This window comes from Primorskyibacter sp. S87 (assembly GCF_049801055.1).
Lineage (GTDB): Bacteria > Pseudomonadota > Alphaproteobacteria > Rhodobacterales > Rhodobacteraceae > JBNAGF01.
Genome location: NZ_JBNAGF010000004.1, coordinates 153,891 through 168,979 on the forward strand (window position 1 = coordinate 153,891; position 15,089 = coordinate 168,979).

At 56.5% G+C, this 15,089-nt stretch carries 12 protein-coding genes; 3 read left to right on the forward strand and 9 right to left on the reverse strand.

Going from position 1 to position 15,089, the window contains the following annotated elements; genetic code table 11:
• Positions 1 to 58: 58 nt before the first annotated feature.
• Positions 59 to 1,999, reverse strand: coding sequence for an AMP-binding protein (locus ACP15U_RS08910; protein WP_425044988.1), 1,941 nt, complete (start codon positions 1,997 to 1,999; stop codon positions 59 to 61).
• A gap of 289 nt (positions 2,000 to 2,288) precedes the next feature.
• Here ACP15U_RS08910 and ACP15U_RS08915 point away from each other — a divergent pair, with 289 nt between their 5' ends.
• A complete protein-coding gene (locus ACP15U_RS08915) occupies positions 2,289 to 4,190 on the forward strand; it encodes a PAS-domain containing protein (RefSeq protein ID WP_425044989.1) in 1,902 nt (633 codons plus the stop codon).
• Positions 4,187 to 4,891: a response regulator transcription factor gene (locus tag ACP15U_RS08920; RefSeq protein WP_425044793.1), complete on the forward strand. Its 705-nt coding sequence runs from the start codon at positions 4,187 to 4,189 to the stop codon at positions 4,889 to 4,891. The genes ACP15U_RS08915 and ACP15U_RS08920 overlap by 4 nt, the downstream gene beginning before the upstream one ends.
• Before the next feature lie 52 nt (positions 4,892 to 4,943).
• Here ACP15U_RS08920 and ACP15U_RS08925 read toward each other — a convergent pair whose 3' ends face one another.
• From ACP15U_RS08925 to ACP15U_RS08940, 4 genes are all read right to left on the reverse strand, one after another.
• Positions 4,944 to 5,714: an SGNH/GDSL hydrolase family protein gene (locus ACP15U_RS08925; RefSeq protein ID WP_425044794.1), complete on the reverse strand. Its 771-nt coding sequence runs from the start codon at positions 5,712 to 5,714 to the stop codon at positions 4,944 to 4,946.
• Between the two features lie 158 nt (positions 5,715 to 5,872).
• On the reverse strand, positions 5,873 to 6,655 hold the full coding sequence (locus ACP15U_RS08930) for a carnitinyl-CoA dehydratase (protein WP_425044795.1): 783 nt from the start codon (positions 6,653 to 6,655) through the stop codon (positions 5,873 to 5,875).
• Positions 6,656 to 6,658: 3 nt separating this feature from the next.
• The gene (locus ACP15U_RS08935) at positions 6,659 to 8,686 is read right to left on the reverse strand and encodes an acetate--CoA ligase family protein (RefSeq protein ID WP_425044796.1); all 2,028 of its coding nucleotides are present in this window, start codon (positions 8,684 to 8,686) and stop codon (positions 6,659 to 6,661) included.
• On the reverse strand, positions 8,686 to 9,846 hold the full coding sequence (locus ACP15U_RS08940) for an acyl-CoA dehydrogenase family protein (RefSeq protein ID WP_425044797.1): 1,161 nt from the start codon (positions 9,844 to 9,846) through the stop codon (positions 8,686 to 8,688). The genes ACP15U_RS08935 and ACP15U_RS08940 overlap by 1 nt, the downstream gene beginning before the upstream one ends.
• Positions 9,847 to 9,927: 81 nt before the next feature.
• On the opposite strand from ACP15U_RS08940, the gene ACP15U_RS08945 reads away from it, so the two are divergent.
• Positions 9,928 to 10,872, forward strand: a complete 945-nt coding sequence (locus ACP15U_RS08945; protein ID WP_425044798.1) for a GlxA family transcriptional regulator — start codon at positions 9,928 to 9,930, stop codon at positions 10,870 to 10,872.
• 10 nt (positions 10,873 to 10,882) lie between these two features.
• Here the strand turns inward: ACP15U_RS08945 and ACP15U_RS08950 are convergent, their stop codons facing one another.
• The 4 genes from ACP15U_RS08950 to ACP15U_RS08965 are packed head-to-tail and all read right to left on the reverse strand — an operon-like array spanning position 10,883 to position 15,083.
• Complete coding sequence (locus ACP15U_RS08950) at positions 10,883 to 11,524, reverse strand: DUF1523 family protein (RefSeq protein ID WP_425044799.1); 642 nt, start codon at positions 11,522 to 11,524, stop codon at positions 10,883 to 10,885.
• An 11-nt stretch (positions 11,525 to 11,535) separates the two neighbouring features.
• On the reverse strand, positions 11,536 to 11,802 hold the full coding sequence (locus tag ACP15U_RS08955) for a hypothetical protein (RefSeq protein ID WP_425044800.1): 267 nt from the start codon (positions 11,800 to 11,802) through the stop codon (positions 11,536 to 11,538).
• Positions 11,803 to 13,143: a DUF6638 family protein gene (locus ACP15U_RS08960; protein WP_425044801.1), complete on the reverse strand. Its 1,341-nt coding sequence runs from the start codon at positions 13,141 to 13,143 to the stop codon at positions 11,803 to 11,805. It abuts the gene before it with no gap.
• Positions 13,140 to 15,083, reverse strand: coding sequence for an ATP-binding protein (locus ACP15U_RS08965; protein WP_425044802.1), 1,944 nt, complete (start codon positions 15,081 to 15,083; stop codon positions 13,140 to 13,142). Before ACP15U_RS08965 ends, ACP15U_RS08960 begins: the two co-directional genes overlap by 4 nt.
• Between the last annotated feature and the right edge of the window lie 6 nt (positions 15,084 to 15,089).

Below are 15,089 nucleotides of genomic sequence, written 5' to 3' on the forward strand. Positions count from 1 at the left end.
AAATTTTTCCTGCCGTTCATCGGGTTCTGCTGCGTCACAGCCTGCCCGTCAGCTCCGGTCATTCCGCCGCCATCTTGGCTGCTACAGGCACAACGGCCGCGTCGCAGATGGTCAGCGTGGCGCTGATTGAACCCTTTCGGCCATCCTCATAGGTAACCTCGGTGGTCGTCGAGATTTCTTCGGACCCGTCGTAAAGGGCGTTGATGATGTCCTCGAATTTCTCTTCGACGATCCGTCGCCGCACTTTCCGGGTGCGGGTCATTTCACCATCATCGGCATCGAGTTCTTTGTGCAGAACCACAAAACGGTGCACCTGGCAGCCAGACAACATCGTATCCTCAGCCACCGATTTGTTGACCGTTTCGACATGCTCCTTGATCGTCTCCAGAACCTTCGGGTGTCCTGCAAGTTCCTGATACGACGCGTAAGCGATGTTGTTGCGTTCTGCCCAATTTCCGACCGCAGTGAGGTCGATATTGATGAACGCAACACACCGGTCCTTGCCGTTTCCGAACAGCACGACCTCGAGGATATCGGGATAGAACTTGAGCTTGTTTTCGACGTATTTCGGCGCAAACATCGAACCGTCAGCCATCTTGCCGACGTCCTTGGCGCGATCGATGATCCGCAAGTGACCATTGGATTCGTCGAAGAATCCGGCGTCACCAGTGGCAACCCAACCTTCGGGATCCTTGGTCGAGGCAGTAGATTCCGCGTTCTTGTAATACTCTACAAACGTGCCCGGCGACCGATAGTGGATCTCACCATTGTCGTCGATCTTGATCTCGACGTCAGGCGCGGGAACTCCGACCGTATCTGCCCTCACTTCTCCATCCGGTTGCACGGTGATGAACACCGTCGCTTCGGTCTGGCCATAGAGTTGTTTAAGGTTGATCCCCATGGAACGATAGAAATCGAAGATTTCCGGGCCAATTGCTTCGCCTGCCGTATAGCCGACACGAACACGGCCAAATCCCAGCGTATCCTTGAGCGGGCCATAGACCAGCATGTTGCCGATCGCGTATTTCATCTTGTCCGCAGCGCTGACCGGCTCCCCGTCCAGTATCCTGCCGCCAACTTTCTTGGCGTGCTCCATGTAGTGACGGAACATGTTCCGCTTCATTTTGGAGGCGTCCTCCATGCGGATCATCACATTGGTCAACTGAGTTTCGAACACCCGCGGCGGGGCAAAGAAGTAGGTCGGTCCGATTTCGCGCAGGTCAGTCATCATTGTGTCTGCGCTTTCCGGGCAGTTCACGCAGAACCCGCACCAGTAGGCCTGACCAATTGAAAAGATGAAATCACCGACCCACGCCATTGGCAGGTAAGAGAGGATATCCTCGTCCCGTGTCAGCTTGTCGAATTCACTGGCATTCTTGGCGCTTTCGACCACGTTCCGGTTCGACAGCACGACGCCCTTGGGCTTGCCGGTGGTTCCCGAGGTGTAAAGCATCACGCAAGTGCTGTCGTAGGTCAGCTTGGCCCGACGTGCTTTGAGGTCTGAAATCCACTCGTCGTATGCAGCTCGGCCCTGCTCCTGTACATGGCTGAACTGATGTAAGTGATGGTGGTCATACTTCCGCATGCCACGCGGATCGAGATAGATCAGGTGTTCGAACTGGTGAAGCTCGTCCTGAACTTCGATGACTTTGTCTACTTGCTCCTGATCTCCTGCGATCACGAACCGTGCACCACAATGGCTAAGGACATAGGCCATCTCCTCGGCCACCGCGTCCTGATAAAGCGGAACCGGAATGGCACCGACCGACTGCGCGGCGACCATCGACCAGTAGAGGTAAGGCCGGTTGCGGCCGATGATGGCGATAAAATCGCCCTCGTTCACACCAAGATTGATGAGGCCGAGCGCAAGTGCTTCGATCTCTTTCTCGGTCTCCGCCCAGTTCCAGCACTGCCAGATACCGAATTCTTTTTCACGGTAAGCCGGGGCATCTGCAAATTGTGTCGCATTGCGTTGAAGCAGCGCCGGAAGGGATTGCATCCCCTCGGCGCCAGACTGCGTCTGAGCCAATTCTCTATCTCCTCCCTACCAGCTCCCCCTCAAGAGCCGGATCCGATCGCCAAGGCGATTCTTGTCCCGATTAAGGACAGCGCATTTTTTACGGTCAACTTTTTCCGGATGTTTTCCCAATCCTTACGAATTGTAACAGCGCGATCGGCCGCTCGCGAACAGCCGTTAACTCTCCTGTTTTGCAGTATTCATGACCGGTAAAATCGCTATCGCAGTTTCATATCCGGTGTTAGGCATACGAATTGAACAGGGGGATGCGATGGATCACGCGGATCAGCGCAACAAGGCGATGACGACGGCCGGCCTGAATCTAATTGCCCAGGCACTGTCGATCTATGATCAGAAGTTGAATCTTGCAGTCTGCAATCGCCGGTTTCAGGAAATGTTCGACCTGCCTGACGCTCTTGCCCAACCGGGAGCCAGTTTTGCGGATACGATACGCTACATCGCCGAAAAGGGCGAGTATGGCGAAGTCGAAAACATCGAAGCACTGGTCCAGAATCGAGTCGAACAGGCGCTTGCATTCGAACCCCATTACATCGAACGTGTGCGCCCCAACGGCGAAGTGATCTCGGTCGAAGGCGCACCACTGCCGCAGGGGGGCTGGGTTGCAGTCTATACCGACATCACCCGCACCAAACAGGTTGAGCAACTGCTGCGCGCACGTTCCGAGGAACTGTCGGATCAGCTCCTGTCTCATGCAGAAGAGCTTTCGGCGACCAACCGCGAACTGGCTGCAACCATCACCGCGCTGGAAGAAGCAAAGCGGCAGTTGACAGAAATCGAACTCCGCACTCGGATGACGACCGAGATGATGCCGGCCCACATCGCCCATGTGGACGAAAACGGCCATTATACCTATTCCAACCGGCGCCTCAGTTCAGTGATGCCGGGCAGACCCTCGGAAATCGTCGGATTACATATCTCACAGGCTTTGGGCTCGGCCGCATTTTCCCGGATCGAACCGAACCTGAAGGCTGCCTATAAGGGCGAGAACACGGTTTTTGAGTTTTCCGAAGACCACGATCAACGCCGGATCAGAGTGGCGTTTACTCCGGACCAATCCGGCGGAGTCTATGTTCTTTCGATGGATGTTACCGAAGAAACCCAAGCCCGCGTCGCCTTGCAACAGTCCCGGCGTAGGGCCCTAGCGGCACAGATGACGTCCGGACTGGCGCATGACTTTTCCAATCTGCTTACGATCATTCTCGGAATGCAAAGCAAGCTTAAAAAAATGGAACTACCCGACGAGGCCGCCGAACTGATCGCCGCGACGCAAGCCACGGCGCGCAGAGGCGGAAGGCTGCTCAACCGGATCGCCGATATGACGGGCAATCGCACCTTGCGCCCAAAGGCCGTGGACTTGCACAGCTTGCTGCAGGATCTCAAATTACTCGCTTCACCTGCCTTGCCGCGTGGGGTCGGTCTGAGTGTTCTGGACCACACGCCCGACGAACCGGTGATGCTGGATCCCGGAATGTTGCAGGATGCTTTGCTCAACCTGATCCTGAATGCCCGCGACGCCTGCGGAACTTCGGGGCAAATCACCGTCAGCGCCCATAGCATTGGCCGCATCTGGATTGAAATCGCAGTCAATGACACTGGCCCCGGCTTTTCAAAAGAAGCACTAGAAAAGGCAATCAATCCGTTCTTCACCACCAAGGGCAGCGAGGGGTCGGGGCTGGGTCTGCCGATGGTTTACGACATGGTTAAGCTGGCCGGCGGTGATCTGCAGTTGGCAAATACACCAACCGGCGCATCAATCATTTTGCGTCTGCCTTACCGGGCGGCTCCGAAAGCGCAGGGAGGGCTCGCCCTGCTGGTCGAAGACAACGACGAACTGCGCAGCCATTTCCGCGACATGCTGGTCGAGCTCGGGTATTTCGTTGTCGAAGCCACTTCGGTCGACGAGGCCACTGCCTTGACTGCGGATATCGAAGGAATTTCGCTGGTGCTGTCCGATATCAAGCTCGTAGGGGATAGCACTGGACTTGATCTAGCTCAGAGGCTTGACCAACAAGGCCCACCCTGCATCCTGATGACGTCGCTTCCACTGTCTGATCCGTTGCACAGGGAGGCCCTTGCCCATCGGCCGGTCTTGCGCAAACCGTTCACCCGTGCACAACTCGGAGCACTGATCCGGACGGAGGCCCGATCATGACCGCTCCGCTTGTTACCATTCTGGATGACGAACCCGAAATTCGGCAAATTCTGACCGAAGTGCTGGAAGACGCCGGTTTCCGCACACAGAGCTTTTCGCGCGCACGGGAGTTCGAGGCCTCTTTGAAAAAGGTGACACCTGACGTCTGCCTTGTGGATCTTTCGTTACCCGACACGGATGGATTGACGCTGGTGCACCGGCTTGCGCTGGAACAGGGTGCGGCGGTCATTATCATTTCCGGACGTGCACAGGTTCAGGATCGGGTGACAGGATTGGAACTGGGTGCGGACGATTATATTACCAAACCCTTTGACCCGGCCGAGGTCGTAGCCCGAATCCGTGCCAGGCTTCGCGGCGGGCAGCGGAGCCCTGCGGCCACGCAAGACCGCGCCGAATTCAATGGCTGGACCGCCCATTTCGATCGTTATGCACTGGTAGACAAAGACGGCGAAGAGACTGCATTTTCGCATGCCGAGGGTGAGGTTCTGCGCCTGTTTCTGGAAAGCCCAAAACGGTTGATCAGCAGATCTCAAATGCAAGAGATCCTCGGAGGTGTCGCCGGAGAAAGCTTTGACCGCGCAATGGATGTGCGCATCTCGCGACTTCGCACCAAACTGCGCGAGGACCCAAAAAACCCGCGCCTGATTAAGACAATTTATGGCGCGGGATACATTTTTCTGGGTGATGTTTCGTGGGGCTGATTTTGAAAGCTCAAAGTCGCGCTGCAAGAATCGGGAACAGGATGGTCGGCCCCTATTCCTCCTGAAAGGCCAGGACCGGCGCAGGCTGCTCTGCAATCAGATCCAACTGGCCTTCATCTGCCGGAAATTCCTCGCGCGTGTCATAAAAGGTGATGATCTCGGCCAGACGTTGCCCGATCTTACGGCTGGACTTGCGTGAAGGGTGGATCAAGTCAGGCGAAAAGTAGGACAGGCCGCCTTTGGGAACGACATCGGCCATGGTGGCAAAAATGACGCCTTCTTCCTCGGTGGCAAAACGCACCAGACGTGTTTCCAGCTCATTTCCGTCGTTCTTGCAGTGTTCGATCGGCGTCAGCAGACCGGGGCTGCGCAGGTAACCAAAGTAAAGCACGCGCGCGCCATCATCCCGGACTCTTCTGAGAAACTCGGGGATCTGACCGGTAGTGCCGTCCTCAGATATCATTTCGTCGATGACCCCGTCGCATTTTCCGCATCCGCAGCCGAACAGCAGATCGTTCCCGCCACCGTTGATTACGACCCAGTCCCAATCACCTTCGACATACTGATAGGGAATGCTGAATCCCTTCCCGTCCCCGCCATTGTTGCGTGTGGTCATCCATGCGCCGCTGACGGCCCGGTCCACGACCGGCTCTTTCAGCTCCTTTTCGATCACGTGAGGGACGGATTTCCCTAGTGTCGAATTCCATGTCATCAGGGAATCCCCGATGGCTAGGATACGGGCGGATTCATTCCGGCTTACCGACTCCTGACAGGATGCCAACGCAGCCATAACCGCGCCAAATACGATAAGTTTTTTCAACATGTTCAAGCCCACTCTGTGCTGGGTTCTGCTCAAATCACTTTCGAAGGGAATGCAGAAGGAACCTGTCGAAATGATGGCGTAGGTCGGGCCATTCCTGTGTCAGTTTCAGGCAAAACGGTTTTCAACCAGAGCTCAAAGCAACCGCGACCGGCTGTGAGTTAACGCCCTTTCCAGACCGGATCACGTTTTTCCGAGAATGCGCGCGCGCCTTCCAGATTGTCCTCTGATCCGTAAAGCACATCAACCGAGCGCAGCTGACGTTTGGTGATCCGGTTCATCGCATCCTGAAACTTGGCGTCCTCGGCATCACGGACGATTTCCTTGATCGCGGCATAGACCAAGGGTGGGCCACTCGCCAGCAAACTGGCGATCTCCCAAGCCCTGTTCATCAATTGGTCACCCGGAACGACTTCGTTGACCAACCCCCAGTGTTTGGCTTCTTCGGCATCGAACCACCGGCCGGTTAACAATAGTTCCATCGCAACGTGGTAGGGAATGCGTTTCGGCAGCTTGACGCTGGCCGCGTCGGCGACCGTTCCAGAACGAATTTCGGGTAGCGCGAAACTGGCGTGATCGGCTGCGATGATTATGTCCGCCGAAATCATCAACTCCAACCCGCCGCCGCAGGCAATTCCGTTTACGGCTGCGATAACCGGCTTGTTCATGTCCCGGAGTTCCTGCAGCCCGCCAAACCCGCCGACGCCGTAATCGCCATCAACCGCATCACCCTCCGCGGCCGCTTTCAGATCCCAGCCCGGACAAAAGAATTTTTCGCCACCTCCGGTCAAAACCGCGACCCGCAGATCCGGGTCATCCCGAAAATCACGGAACACCTCTCCCATCACGCGAGAGGTGACAAGGTCAATGGCATTCGCCTTGGGCCGGTCCAGTGTCACTTCCAGAACGGCCCCCTCTCGACGTGTCTTTACCGGAGATGTCATGTTTCAGTCCTTCCGTCGTATCAGGGCATCCGCCGCCACAGCGTCATGCGGCGTGCATAGCAGCGGGTTGATTTCAATCTCTTCCAATCCATCGGCATTGGCCAGAACATACGCTTCCAACGCCCTGACAGAATCAACGATTGCCGCCCGATCAGCCGGAGGCGAGCCCCGATAACCGTCCAGAACGGGCGCAATTCTGAGATCATTCAACGCCGCTTCAATTTCACTCTCTGTCGTCGGAAGAAGAACCGATGCGCTGTCTTCCAGCACTTCGGTCAGTGTTCCTCCTGCAGCAAGGGTTAAGACAAAGCCATGGGCCGGGTCCTTTACGACACCGATTAAGAGCTCTGCCACAGTTCCTGTCACCAGTTCCTCGACAAGATACAGATCGGTTGGCATGGGCTTCGCAGCAGTTTCGACCGCTTGCGCCGAAGACAGGTTCAGGACAACCGCCCCGGCTTCGGTTTTGTGGGCCACGCCTTCGCCTTTCAGAACCACTGGAAATCCGATTTCCTCTGCTCCCCTTCCAGCGTCTTGCGGATTTCCGCAGCGCCGTGAGCGCGGAACCCGCAGTCCATGATCCGATAGCAAACGCTTAGCTTCTGCCTCGGGTATCAGCCCTGTCTCGACGGTTGCGGTTGGCAGCAACAGTGGCAAGGGGTCCGCTGTTTCCGGGCGAGCAGCGGCCTCACAGGCCGTTATCGCCTCCCGCAGGCCGGAAAATGGAACGACGCCTGCCGCCAGCAATTGGGCAGCTGTCGCCTCAGGCATCAGTTCTGGCAGGGTCGCAACCATCGCGACGTTTCCACCGGTGATCTGCCGCGTTTTGATGGCTGCTTTGACGGCGCAGTCCCAATCTTCGGAATTGCACCTGTCCGAACGTGGGAAATCGACGATGAGCAAGGCGATCGCCAAGTCGGGGTCGACCATGGCGGAAAAGGCCCGGCTCATCGCTTCGGTGTCGCGCCAGATATAGGTGTGATAATCCAGCGGGTTCGCCAGAGCCACCATCGGGCCCAGCGCAGCGCGCAGATCCCGCCGCTGCCGATCGTTCAAAGGTGGAAAGCTGACGTCGAGACCGAACCCGATATCGGCGGCGAGGCTGGCCTCCCCCCCTGAACAGCTGATGGTGGCAATCCGGTTCGAGGGCAATCGACCGACAGAGTGCAAGAGCTTGAGCGTTTCCAAAAACGTTGAAAGATCATCCACCCGAGGGATGCCCAAACGGGCGAACAATGCATCGGCCCCCGCGTCTCCGCCCGCCAGTGACGCCGTGTGGGACAAAGCCGCAGCCTGAGCTTCGTCCGACCGGCCTGATTTGATCGCAACAATCGGCTTTCCCAGTGCTCTCGCTCGAGCGGCGAGGGCTTCAAATGCACGCAAGTCACCGATGCCTTCGATATGCAGGCCAAGCGCCGTTACCCTTTCATCCTTGAGTAAGGCTTGCCCAATCTCGGCAAAACCAGTTTGCGCCTGATTTCCAGCCGTGACCATGTAGGCAACTGGCAGGCCTCGGGTTTGCATGGTCAGGTTGATTGCAATGTTGGAACTTTGAGTGATGATCGCCACACCACGTTCTACTCTGGACCCGCCATGCTGATCCGGCCAAAGAAGTGCACCGTCTAGGTAATTGATGAACCCGTAGCAGTTCGGCCCGAGAATCGGCATGTCCCGGGCCGCCAGCAAAAGGCTCTCCTGTAGCCCACTGCCCGCTTCGTCCTCTGCCTGAGCTTCGCGAAACCCAGATGCAAAACAAACCGCTCCGCCTGCGCCCAGCTCAGACAGTGCGTTCACAATGTCGACGGTTGCGTGGCGGTTCACCCCAATAAAACTTGCATCCGGTGACGCGGGCAAATCCGAAACCGAACTGAAGGCAGGATATCCAGCGATTTCCTCAGCCTGAGGGTGAACCGCCCAGATCTCTCCTGCGAAATCCATTTTCTCGCATTGTGTAATGACCTGCTGGCACCATGCTCCACCGCCGATAACGGCAATCGAGGACGGTCGAAACAGGCGTTCCGTCAAACGCATCACGCCCCCAATGGCCTTAGAAGATCTCGCGAAATGATATGGCGTTGTATCTCGCTAGTGCCGTCCCATATCCGTTCCACGCGGGCGTCCCGCCAGAACCTTTCGATGGGAAAGTCATCCATCAATCCCATTCCGCCAAAAACCTGCAGAGTGGTGTCGGTTATCCGTGCCAACATTTCCGAAGCATAGAGTTTTGCCGAAGCGATTTCGCGGTTTGAGGGCAGTCCCTGATCCAACCGCCAGGCTGCGGCCAGTGTAAGCCAGTCAGCCGCATCGATCTCAGTGATCATGTCCGCAATCTGGAACCCGACCCCCTGAAATTTCCCGATCTGCTGTCCGAATTGTTTGCGTTCTGCCGCATAGTTTAGGGCATAGTCGAAACAACGGCGCGCACGACCAACACAAAACGCGGCCACCGTCAGGCGGGTGGCGTAGAGCCATTCATTCATTACGGCGAAACCGCCATCTACCTCACCCAGAACCTGCGCATCCGGAAGCCGGCAATTGTCGAAATAGAGAATGCAGTTTTTGTAGCCTTTGTGGCTGACCGAAGCGTAACCGTCCCGAACCTCAAACCCCGGCGTGCCCCGGTCGACAAGAAAGGTCGTAATCCGCTTTTTCGGACCCTTTGGCGTTTCATCAACCCCCGTGGCCACAAACACGATAAAGAAATCCGCGTGTTCCGCGCCTGAGATGAAATGTTTGGTACCATTGACGATCCAATCACCACCATCCCGAACAGCCGAACAATTCATACCGCGAACGTCTGAACCTGCATCCGGTTCGGTCATCGCCAGCGCGTCCATTCGTTCGCCCCTGACGGCGGGCAAAAGATACCGATCCCGCTGTTCGTTATTGCAGGCCATCAGGATATTCTGCGGCCTTCCGAAAAAATGCGTCAGTGCCATTGAACCACGCCCGAGCTCTCGCTCAACCAGCGTAAAATCCAGATGGTTCAACCCAGCGCCACCTACCTCTTCCGGAAAGTTGCATGCGTAAAACCCAAGGTCGATGACCTTTTGCTTGATCTGTTGTCCCAACTCGTGTGGCACTTGGCCAGTGCGTTCGACCTCGGCCTCGTGAGGATAGATTTCGTTTTCGACGAAACTGCGAACGGTAGAGACAATCATCTCCTGTTCATCGGTCAGTCCAAATTGCATGGCGCGTGCTCCGGCAAGGAAGTTTCACGCAATGTTTCTGGAGGCTTGCCGACGTCTATCATGCAGAGTTAGAACGATTTCATGCAGAAGTGGGAAAAAATCTCAGCCGCACCGCAGCGATTTGGAATTCTACTGTTCAACGGGTTCTCCAACCACTGTCTCGCCAACTGGGTTGAACCCATGCGGGCAGCGAACACCTTGTCTGGGCGCAAACTGTATGAGTGGCAATATCTGACCCCCGACGGGACACCCGTGACCAGTTCAAGCGGTCTGCAAGTTGCGCCGCATGATCGGCTGAGCGGGGCTCGCGGCAATCTGTTGGCTGTCATGCCATCCTACGGGTTTCGAGGGCTTGGACGTTGGGACGTGCTGGCCGGTCTGCGGGAAGCCGAGAAGAACTATGACTCGCTGGCCGGACTTGATACCGGCAGCTGGCTCTTGGCCGAAGCCGGATTGCTTGATGGCTATCGGGCGACGATTCACTGGGAAGAATTGACGGTTTTTGCGGAACGGTTTGACGAGGTCGATGCTCAGCGGGAGCGTTTCATCATAGACAATGATCGGGTCACCTGCTCGGGCGCAATGGCAGCCTTTGATCTGATAATGCACATGATCGGGCGCGACCACGGGCAGGCTCTGGCGATGGAAGCAGCTCAGCTCTTTATGACACGGGACTCGGCGCGATCACATTCCGGAGGGTCCCGGCCAGAACGACTGGCAGTCAACCGGGCGCTGGCGATCATGCAGGAGCATCTTGAACACCCGATTCCAATCGCTGAGGTCGCCCGACGGTCCGGGCGCACGCAGAAGGATCTGTCCAGACAGATGCAGCAGGATCTCGGCGCACCGCCACACGTCGTGTACCGCCGTCTGCGCCTGACACTGGCGCGAAAGTTGATCCGGGAATCCGATCTGGCAGTATCTGAAATCGCTTTGCGCTGCGGATATCAGAATGCAGCGGCGATGACCCGTGCGTTCAGGGCGACCTTTGGCGTAACCCCGCGAGATCTTCGCCGCGGCAGTTGATAAGAACCCTTCAGGATTTCCAGCTATCGAGCCAGCGGCGGAACCGGCCCCGTCTTTCTTCGATCGCGTCGCCGGCCGCATAAAGGCTGTCCTCTACATCTTCGAGCATCGGGTCGATCCGGCGCTGCCGGAACCGGCGCCAACGCACGTAGATCGCCCAAACGATCGCAAAGAAGAACACCAGAAAGATGATGTTGAACCACGGGATCACCCGGGCGTCAGGGCCTTCGACCGGCCAAATCTTCACGGCGTTTGGAAAGATCGATATGAACTCGTTTCGCCATCCATAATGGCGCATGGCCACCCAGCGCGGGTTTTCTGCAGTAGATTTTAGATCCGCCGCCTCGGCCTGCAGGTTCGAAGAGTTGAGCTTGAAATAGGGCGGCCAACTCCATCCGGTATCCTCGTTGCGATAGACCATGACCCGGCCATTGGCTTTGCGCGTCTGGATAAAGAATACGTCACGGTTTTTTGTCGTCGCATCGGCACCGACATCATGAGAGGCCCAAAAAATGGAGTTCTCGCCCCAGTCGATCCTCTTTTCATAGGTATCCGATATCCGAACGATGTCGTGATGCGGCAGCGTGTAATGCAGGACTGCGCCGACGAACCCCCAAAAGAGAATGATGAAAGCCCATTTGATGTAGGTCATGGGTCAGTTCCTTACATGAAATTCGAATAGATAATCAGAAAGATAATCGCACCCAGTGGGACGACGTAGACACCGAGGATAAGTTTGCGGCGGAACGAGTTATCATAGGCTTTCAGACCCCTTTCGACAAACGCCTCCTTGTCCCCGGCGAGCCCTTTCTTGTCCCAATGCGCTTCCAGCTTGGCACGCCGCATTCGGCGCGACCAGACAGAGATCACCACGTAGGCGACCGTAAGGATGACCAGCAGAGGCAACAGGAAGCGGATCAAGCCAATCATTTAGGGTCTCCTTACTGCGCCCCAAGGACCAACCCGCGCCACCAGATCGTTTGAGGCGCGATCTTTACCGCTCATATCGGGCTCGTGACCGAACAAGGCCTCCCGGGCGCCTGCCTTGTCCACCTGATACTCCCGCGCAAGGAAATCGGCAACAAAGGCTCTCTTTGTTTCGGGCCAGGTCGCGTAGGTGCGATAGAACAGCTCTTTGTGACAAATGAAAAGTTGCCGTGGATCCAGCGGAGCCAACTCTGCCAACAACATGTTCACCAGATCGCGATCGCGGGTATCGGCAGCGCGCAAAGTGTAGAAATACGCGGGATGATCAGAGCCGATCCGCGGCCAGCGTCCTCCCTCCACCGCCCAGCGCAGCAGATGCGCCAGCCCATGATAAGCGGCGGGCAGGCTTTCGGCATGGTTTCGCGCCAGCCGTCGCATGTCCGTCCGGTCCAGATTGGACAGGTCGATTCCTGCCCCGGCAGCCGTGTCGATGGTGATGAAATCCATCTTCTGCTGCAGGATCGCGGCGGCATCAATTCCACGCGCTTTCACGATCGGCTCGACCAGTTCGTTGTACTCAAAAAACTTTGCGATCCGATTGCGCTGGCTCAGATCAAAGACATATCTGATCGGTAGCTCACCCTGTGGTTTCGGACCCGAACAGATCATCGCCGGATGATCCAGATCGGAAAACAGGTAGAGCCCGCCGTAATACGCGGTCCAGAAATTCCGTTGTTCGAACTCGGTATGTTTCAGATGCACCGGGTTGCGGGTCACATCACCGGTCTGCCGGGCGATGTCGATCATTTCAGCGATCAAAACGTCATCAAACCATGCGTCCTCTTTGGTCTTGAACCGCTCGACCATGCCTGCCAGTTGCTCGGCCCTTTTTAGCGTTCCCCCAACCGTGTCAGCGTCGATTTCAATCTTTTGCAAGTCAAAGAGGTCGCGGGGCGAGGTGACCTTGAACACCGAGTTCACCAGTTCCCCCGCAACGGCATCCGTGGCCGTGAGCGCAAAGAGCTGCGCCTCGTTGGTTTCGATGAATTCCCGCAGGATCTGCCGCGAGGTGGAGAATTTCACGTTAAGCAGCGGGGCGCGCTTCTGCTCGGTCGTCAGCAGGATGAACTGGCGGTTCACTCCGTTTGGATTGAGATAGAGCAGATCGTCAAACTCCGCTCCTATCTCGGGAGAAAACCCTGAGATATCGATGTGAAAATCCGTAAGCTGAGTAACCTTTCCAGCCAGGTTTTGCAGGGCTCGATTGTATCGCTCCACCAGCGCAGGACTGGAGATATGGATCAGGTTGCCGAACATCAGGCCTTTTTCAATCAGACGCCTCACAGTTCTTTTCCCTTCCCCTCCAGATACCGACGTTTGGCCTCTTCCATACGCCCCATGTCGCGCACCGCGGTCTCGATGGCCACCTCGTCCGACTTGTCGGCATAGCGGAACTCTGAATCCGCGTAACGGTTGATCTCCTGGATCACCATATCCACGGTGATCGGACGGCGTAGGTCCGCGATCATCGCCTTTTTGGTGTCGTAGTCCCGGAACAGAAAGAGGTCCGGGTTTTCCATCCATTCATCCGGCAATTCAAAATCCATCGCGCGAACCTTTACCGCATCGGTGATGTTCTTGATTGCACGGCCTGTGAAACGGTCATCTGCTTCCTGAATGCCTTTGAGATAGGTGCCCAGTTTGGCAATTGTATCAAGCTGCCCGACCTGCTTTTCGACCCGTTCGAACACACGCTCCAGCCCTTCTTCATGTGGGCGGGCGTGGCTTTCAAAACTGGCGGAGACGGCGCGTTTGATTTCCTGCGCAGCGTAGAGTTCGTGCTGGCCCAGCGGGATATCGTGATTTCGCCCCATCAAAAGATGAAGGATGTCGATATAGTCTTCGCGTGTTTGCGGACCGTCCACGAGGAACCGGGCCCCGGCCCGTTGTCTCAGTGCGTCGTCTACGTTTTCGGGATAGTTCGAAAACATACCAAATGTGCAGTTGCCCCGAACGACTGTATTGGCACCGGCAAAGGCCTCCATGAAGACGGCCGTGACCTCCTGTTGGCCAGCCGATGACTGACGATCTCCGCGCTTGCCGGCGATCTGGTCGATATCATCGATTGTGCCAAAGCCGATCACCGATGGATCCAACACGTTCTGAACGAATGCCTTGGCGTTTTGACCGGACTTTCCCTGATAGCTGTCGATGTTGTCGATCCCGAAATTCTGATAGCGGAACGGGTATCCGGCAGTTTGGCAATAGTCGTGAATGAGCCCTGCCATCATCTGGATCAACGTCGTTTTACCGGTGCCCGGTTTGCCGTCGCCCATGAAGGTAAATATGAACCCACCCAGTTCGGCAAAGGGGTTCAAACGGCGATCGAAATCATAGGCCATGAGCATCTTGGACAGCTTCATTGCCTGATACTTAGCGATATGATTGCCGACGACTTCGTTGGGTTTCTTGAAACTCATGGTCAGAGTGGTGGAGCGCGTTTTGGATGACGGCTCGAACCCCCGGATCGTCAGACCATCAGCTTCTACGTGCCACGATGCTCCAGTGAACGGGGCAAGATGGCTGGCAGTTTGCGACCGAAGCGCCGCTTTTTCCATAAGCGACTCGGCAAAGGCGGATGCCGCAGCTACCAGTTGCGCATCATCGGCAGCGTGGCGGGAAAGGATCTGATCCAACTCCCAAAGCGCCCCATGCATCGCAAGCTGACCATTGTCGGTCAGGAATTCTTCGACTTCTCCGGTTTCCACTACTGTTTCACCCAGATGCGAAGACAAAAGATAGGCGAGTGCATTACCGAAGACATGTAGTGTGATCAGGGCTTCGGCGGTCAGAAGGTCCGAAAACTCGCCTTTGCGGGAGGCTGGCAGGTCGCCCGCCAGATTGGCCCGCTTGAGCTCATCCAGAGGAGTTTGTTCTCCGAAAACCTCGCCGAGCGCCAATGCAATTGCCACAGCCCGACGAATGGCTTGCTGAACAGTTGCCTGCGCAGGAGAGGTCAGCGCATCGCCATCATCTGCAGCTTCGATGCGGTCCGCGAGGTGCACGCCATGAGATCGTTCCGTGCGACGGGTTACAAGACCCGGGGTCGTTGAGCGAAATCGCCTACCCTTGGATATCCCGGGCGAACGTTCTTTCCCCGACGCGTCGTCTGCCTTTGCAATCCGGGGCGTGTGATCAAAGCCTGTCAGCATCGCCGTCGCGGCGGGAAAATGCTTGCGAATATCGGATTCACGCAATTCCATCTGATCGCTGGTAAGGGTCATGTGGTT

What these genes read in the sequence shown, in the direction of transcription:
- ACP15U_RS08910 (WP_425044988.1), bottom strand. Translation starts at nt 1,999, where the DNA reads ATGCAATCCCTTCCGGCGCTGCTTCAACGCAATGCGACACAATTTGCA.
- ACP15U_RS08915 (WP_425044989.1), top strand. Translation starts at nt 2,289, where the DNA reads ATGGATCACGCGGATCAGCGCAACAAGGCGATGACGACGGCCGGCCTG.
- ACP15U_RS08920 (WP_425044793.1), top strand. Translation starts at nt 4,187, where the DNA reads ATGACCGCTCCGCTTGTTACCATTCTGGATGACGAACCCGAAATTCGG.
- ACP15U_RS08925 (WP_425044794.1), bottom strand. Translation starts at nt 5,714, where the DNA reads ATGTTGAAAAAACTTATCGTATTTGGCGCGGTTATGGCTGCGTTGGCA.
- ACP15U_RS08930 (WP_425044795.1), bottom strand. Translation starts at nt 6,655, where the DNA reads ATGACATCTCCGGTAAAGACACGTCGAGAGGGGGCCGTTCTGGAAGTG.
- ACP15U_RS08935 (WP_425044796.1), bottom strand. Translation starts at nt 8,686, where the DNA reads ATGCGTTTGACGGAACGCCTGTTTCGACCGTCCTCGATTGCCGTTATC.
- ACP15U_RS08940 (WP_425044797.1), bottom strand. Translation starts at nt 9,846, where the DNA reads ATGCAATTTGGACTGACCGATGAACAGGAGATGATTGTCTCTACCGTT.
- ACP15U_RS08945 (WP_425044798.1), top strand. Translation starts at nt 9,928, where the DNA reads ATGCAGAAGTGGGAAAAAATCTCAGCCGCACCGCAGCGATTTGGAATT.
- ACP15U_RS08950 (WP_425044799.1), bottom strand. Translation starts at nt 11,524, where the DNA reads ATGACCTACATCAAATGGGCTTTCATCATTCTCTTTTGGGGGTTCGTC.
- ACP15U_RS08955 (WP_425044800.1), bottom strand. Translation starts at nt 11,802, where the DNA reads ATGATTGGCTTGATCCGCTTCCTGTTGCCTCTGCTGGTCATCCTTACG.
- ACP15U_RS08965 (WP_425044802.1), bottom strand. Translation starts at nt 15,083, where the DNA reads ATGACCCTTACCAGCGATCAGATGGAATTGCGTGAATCCGATATTCGC.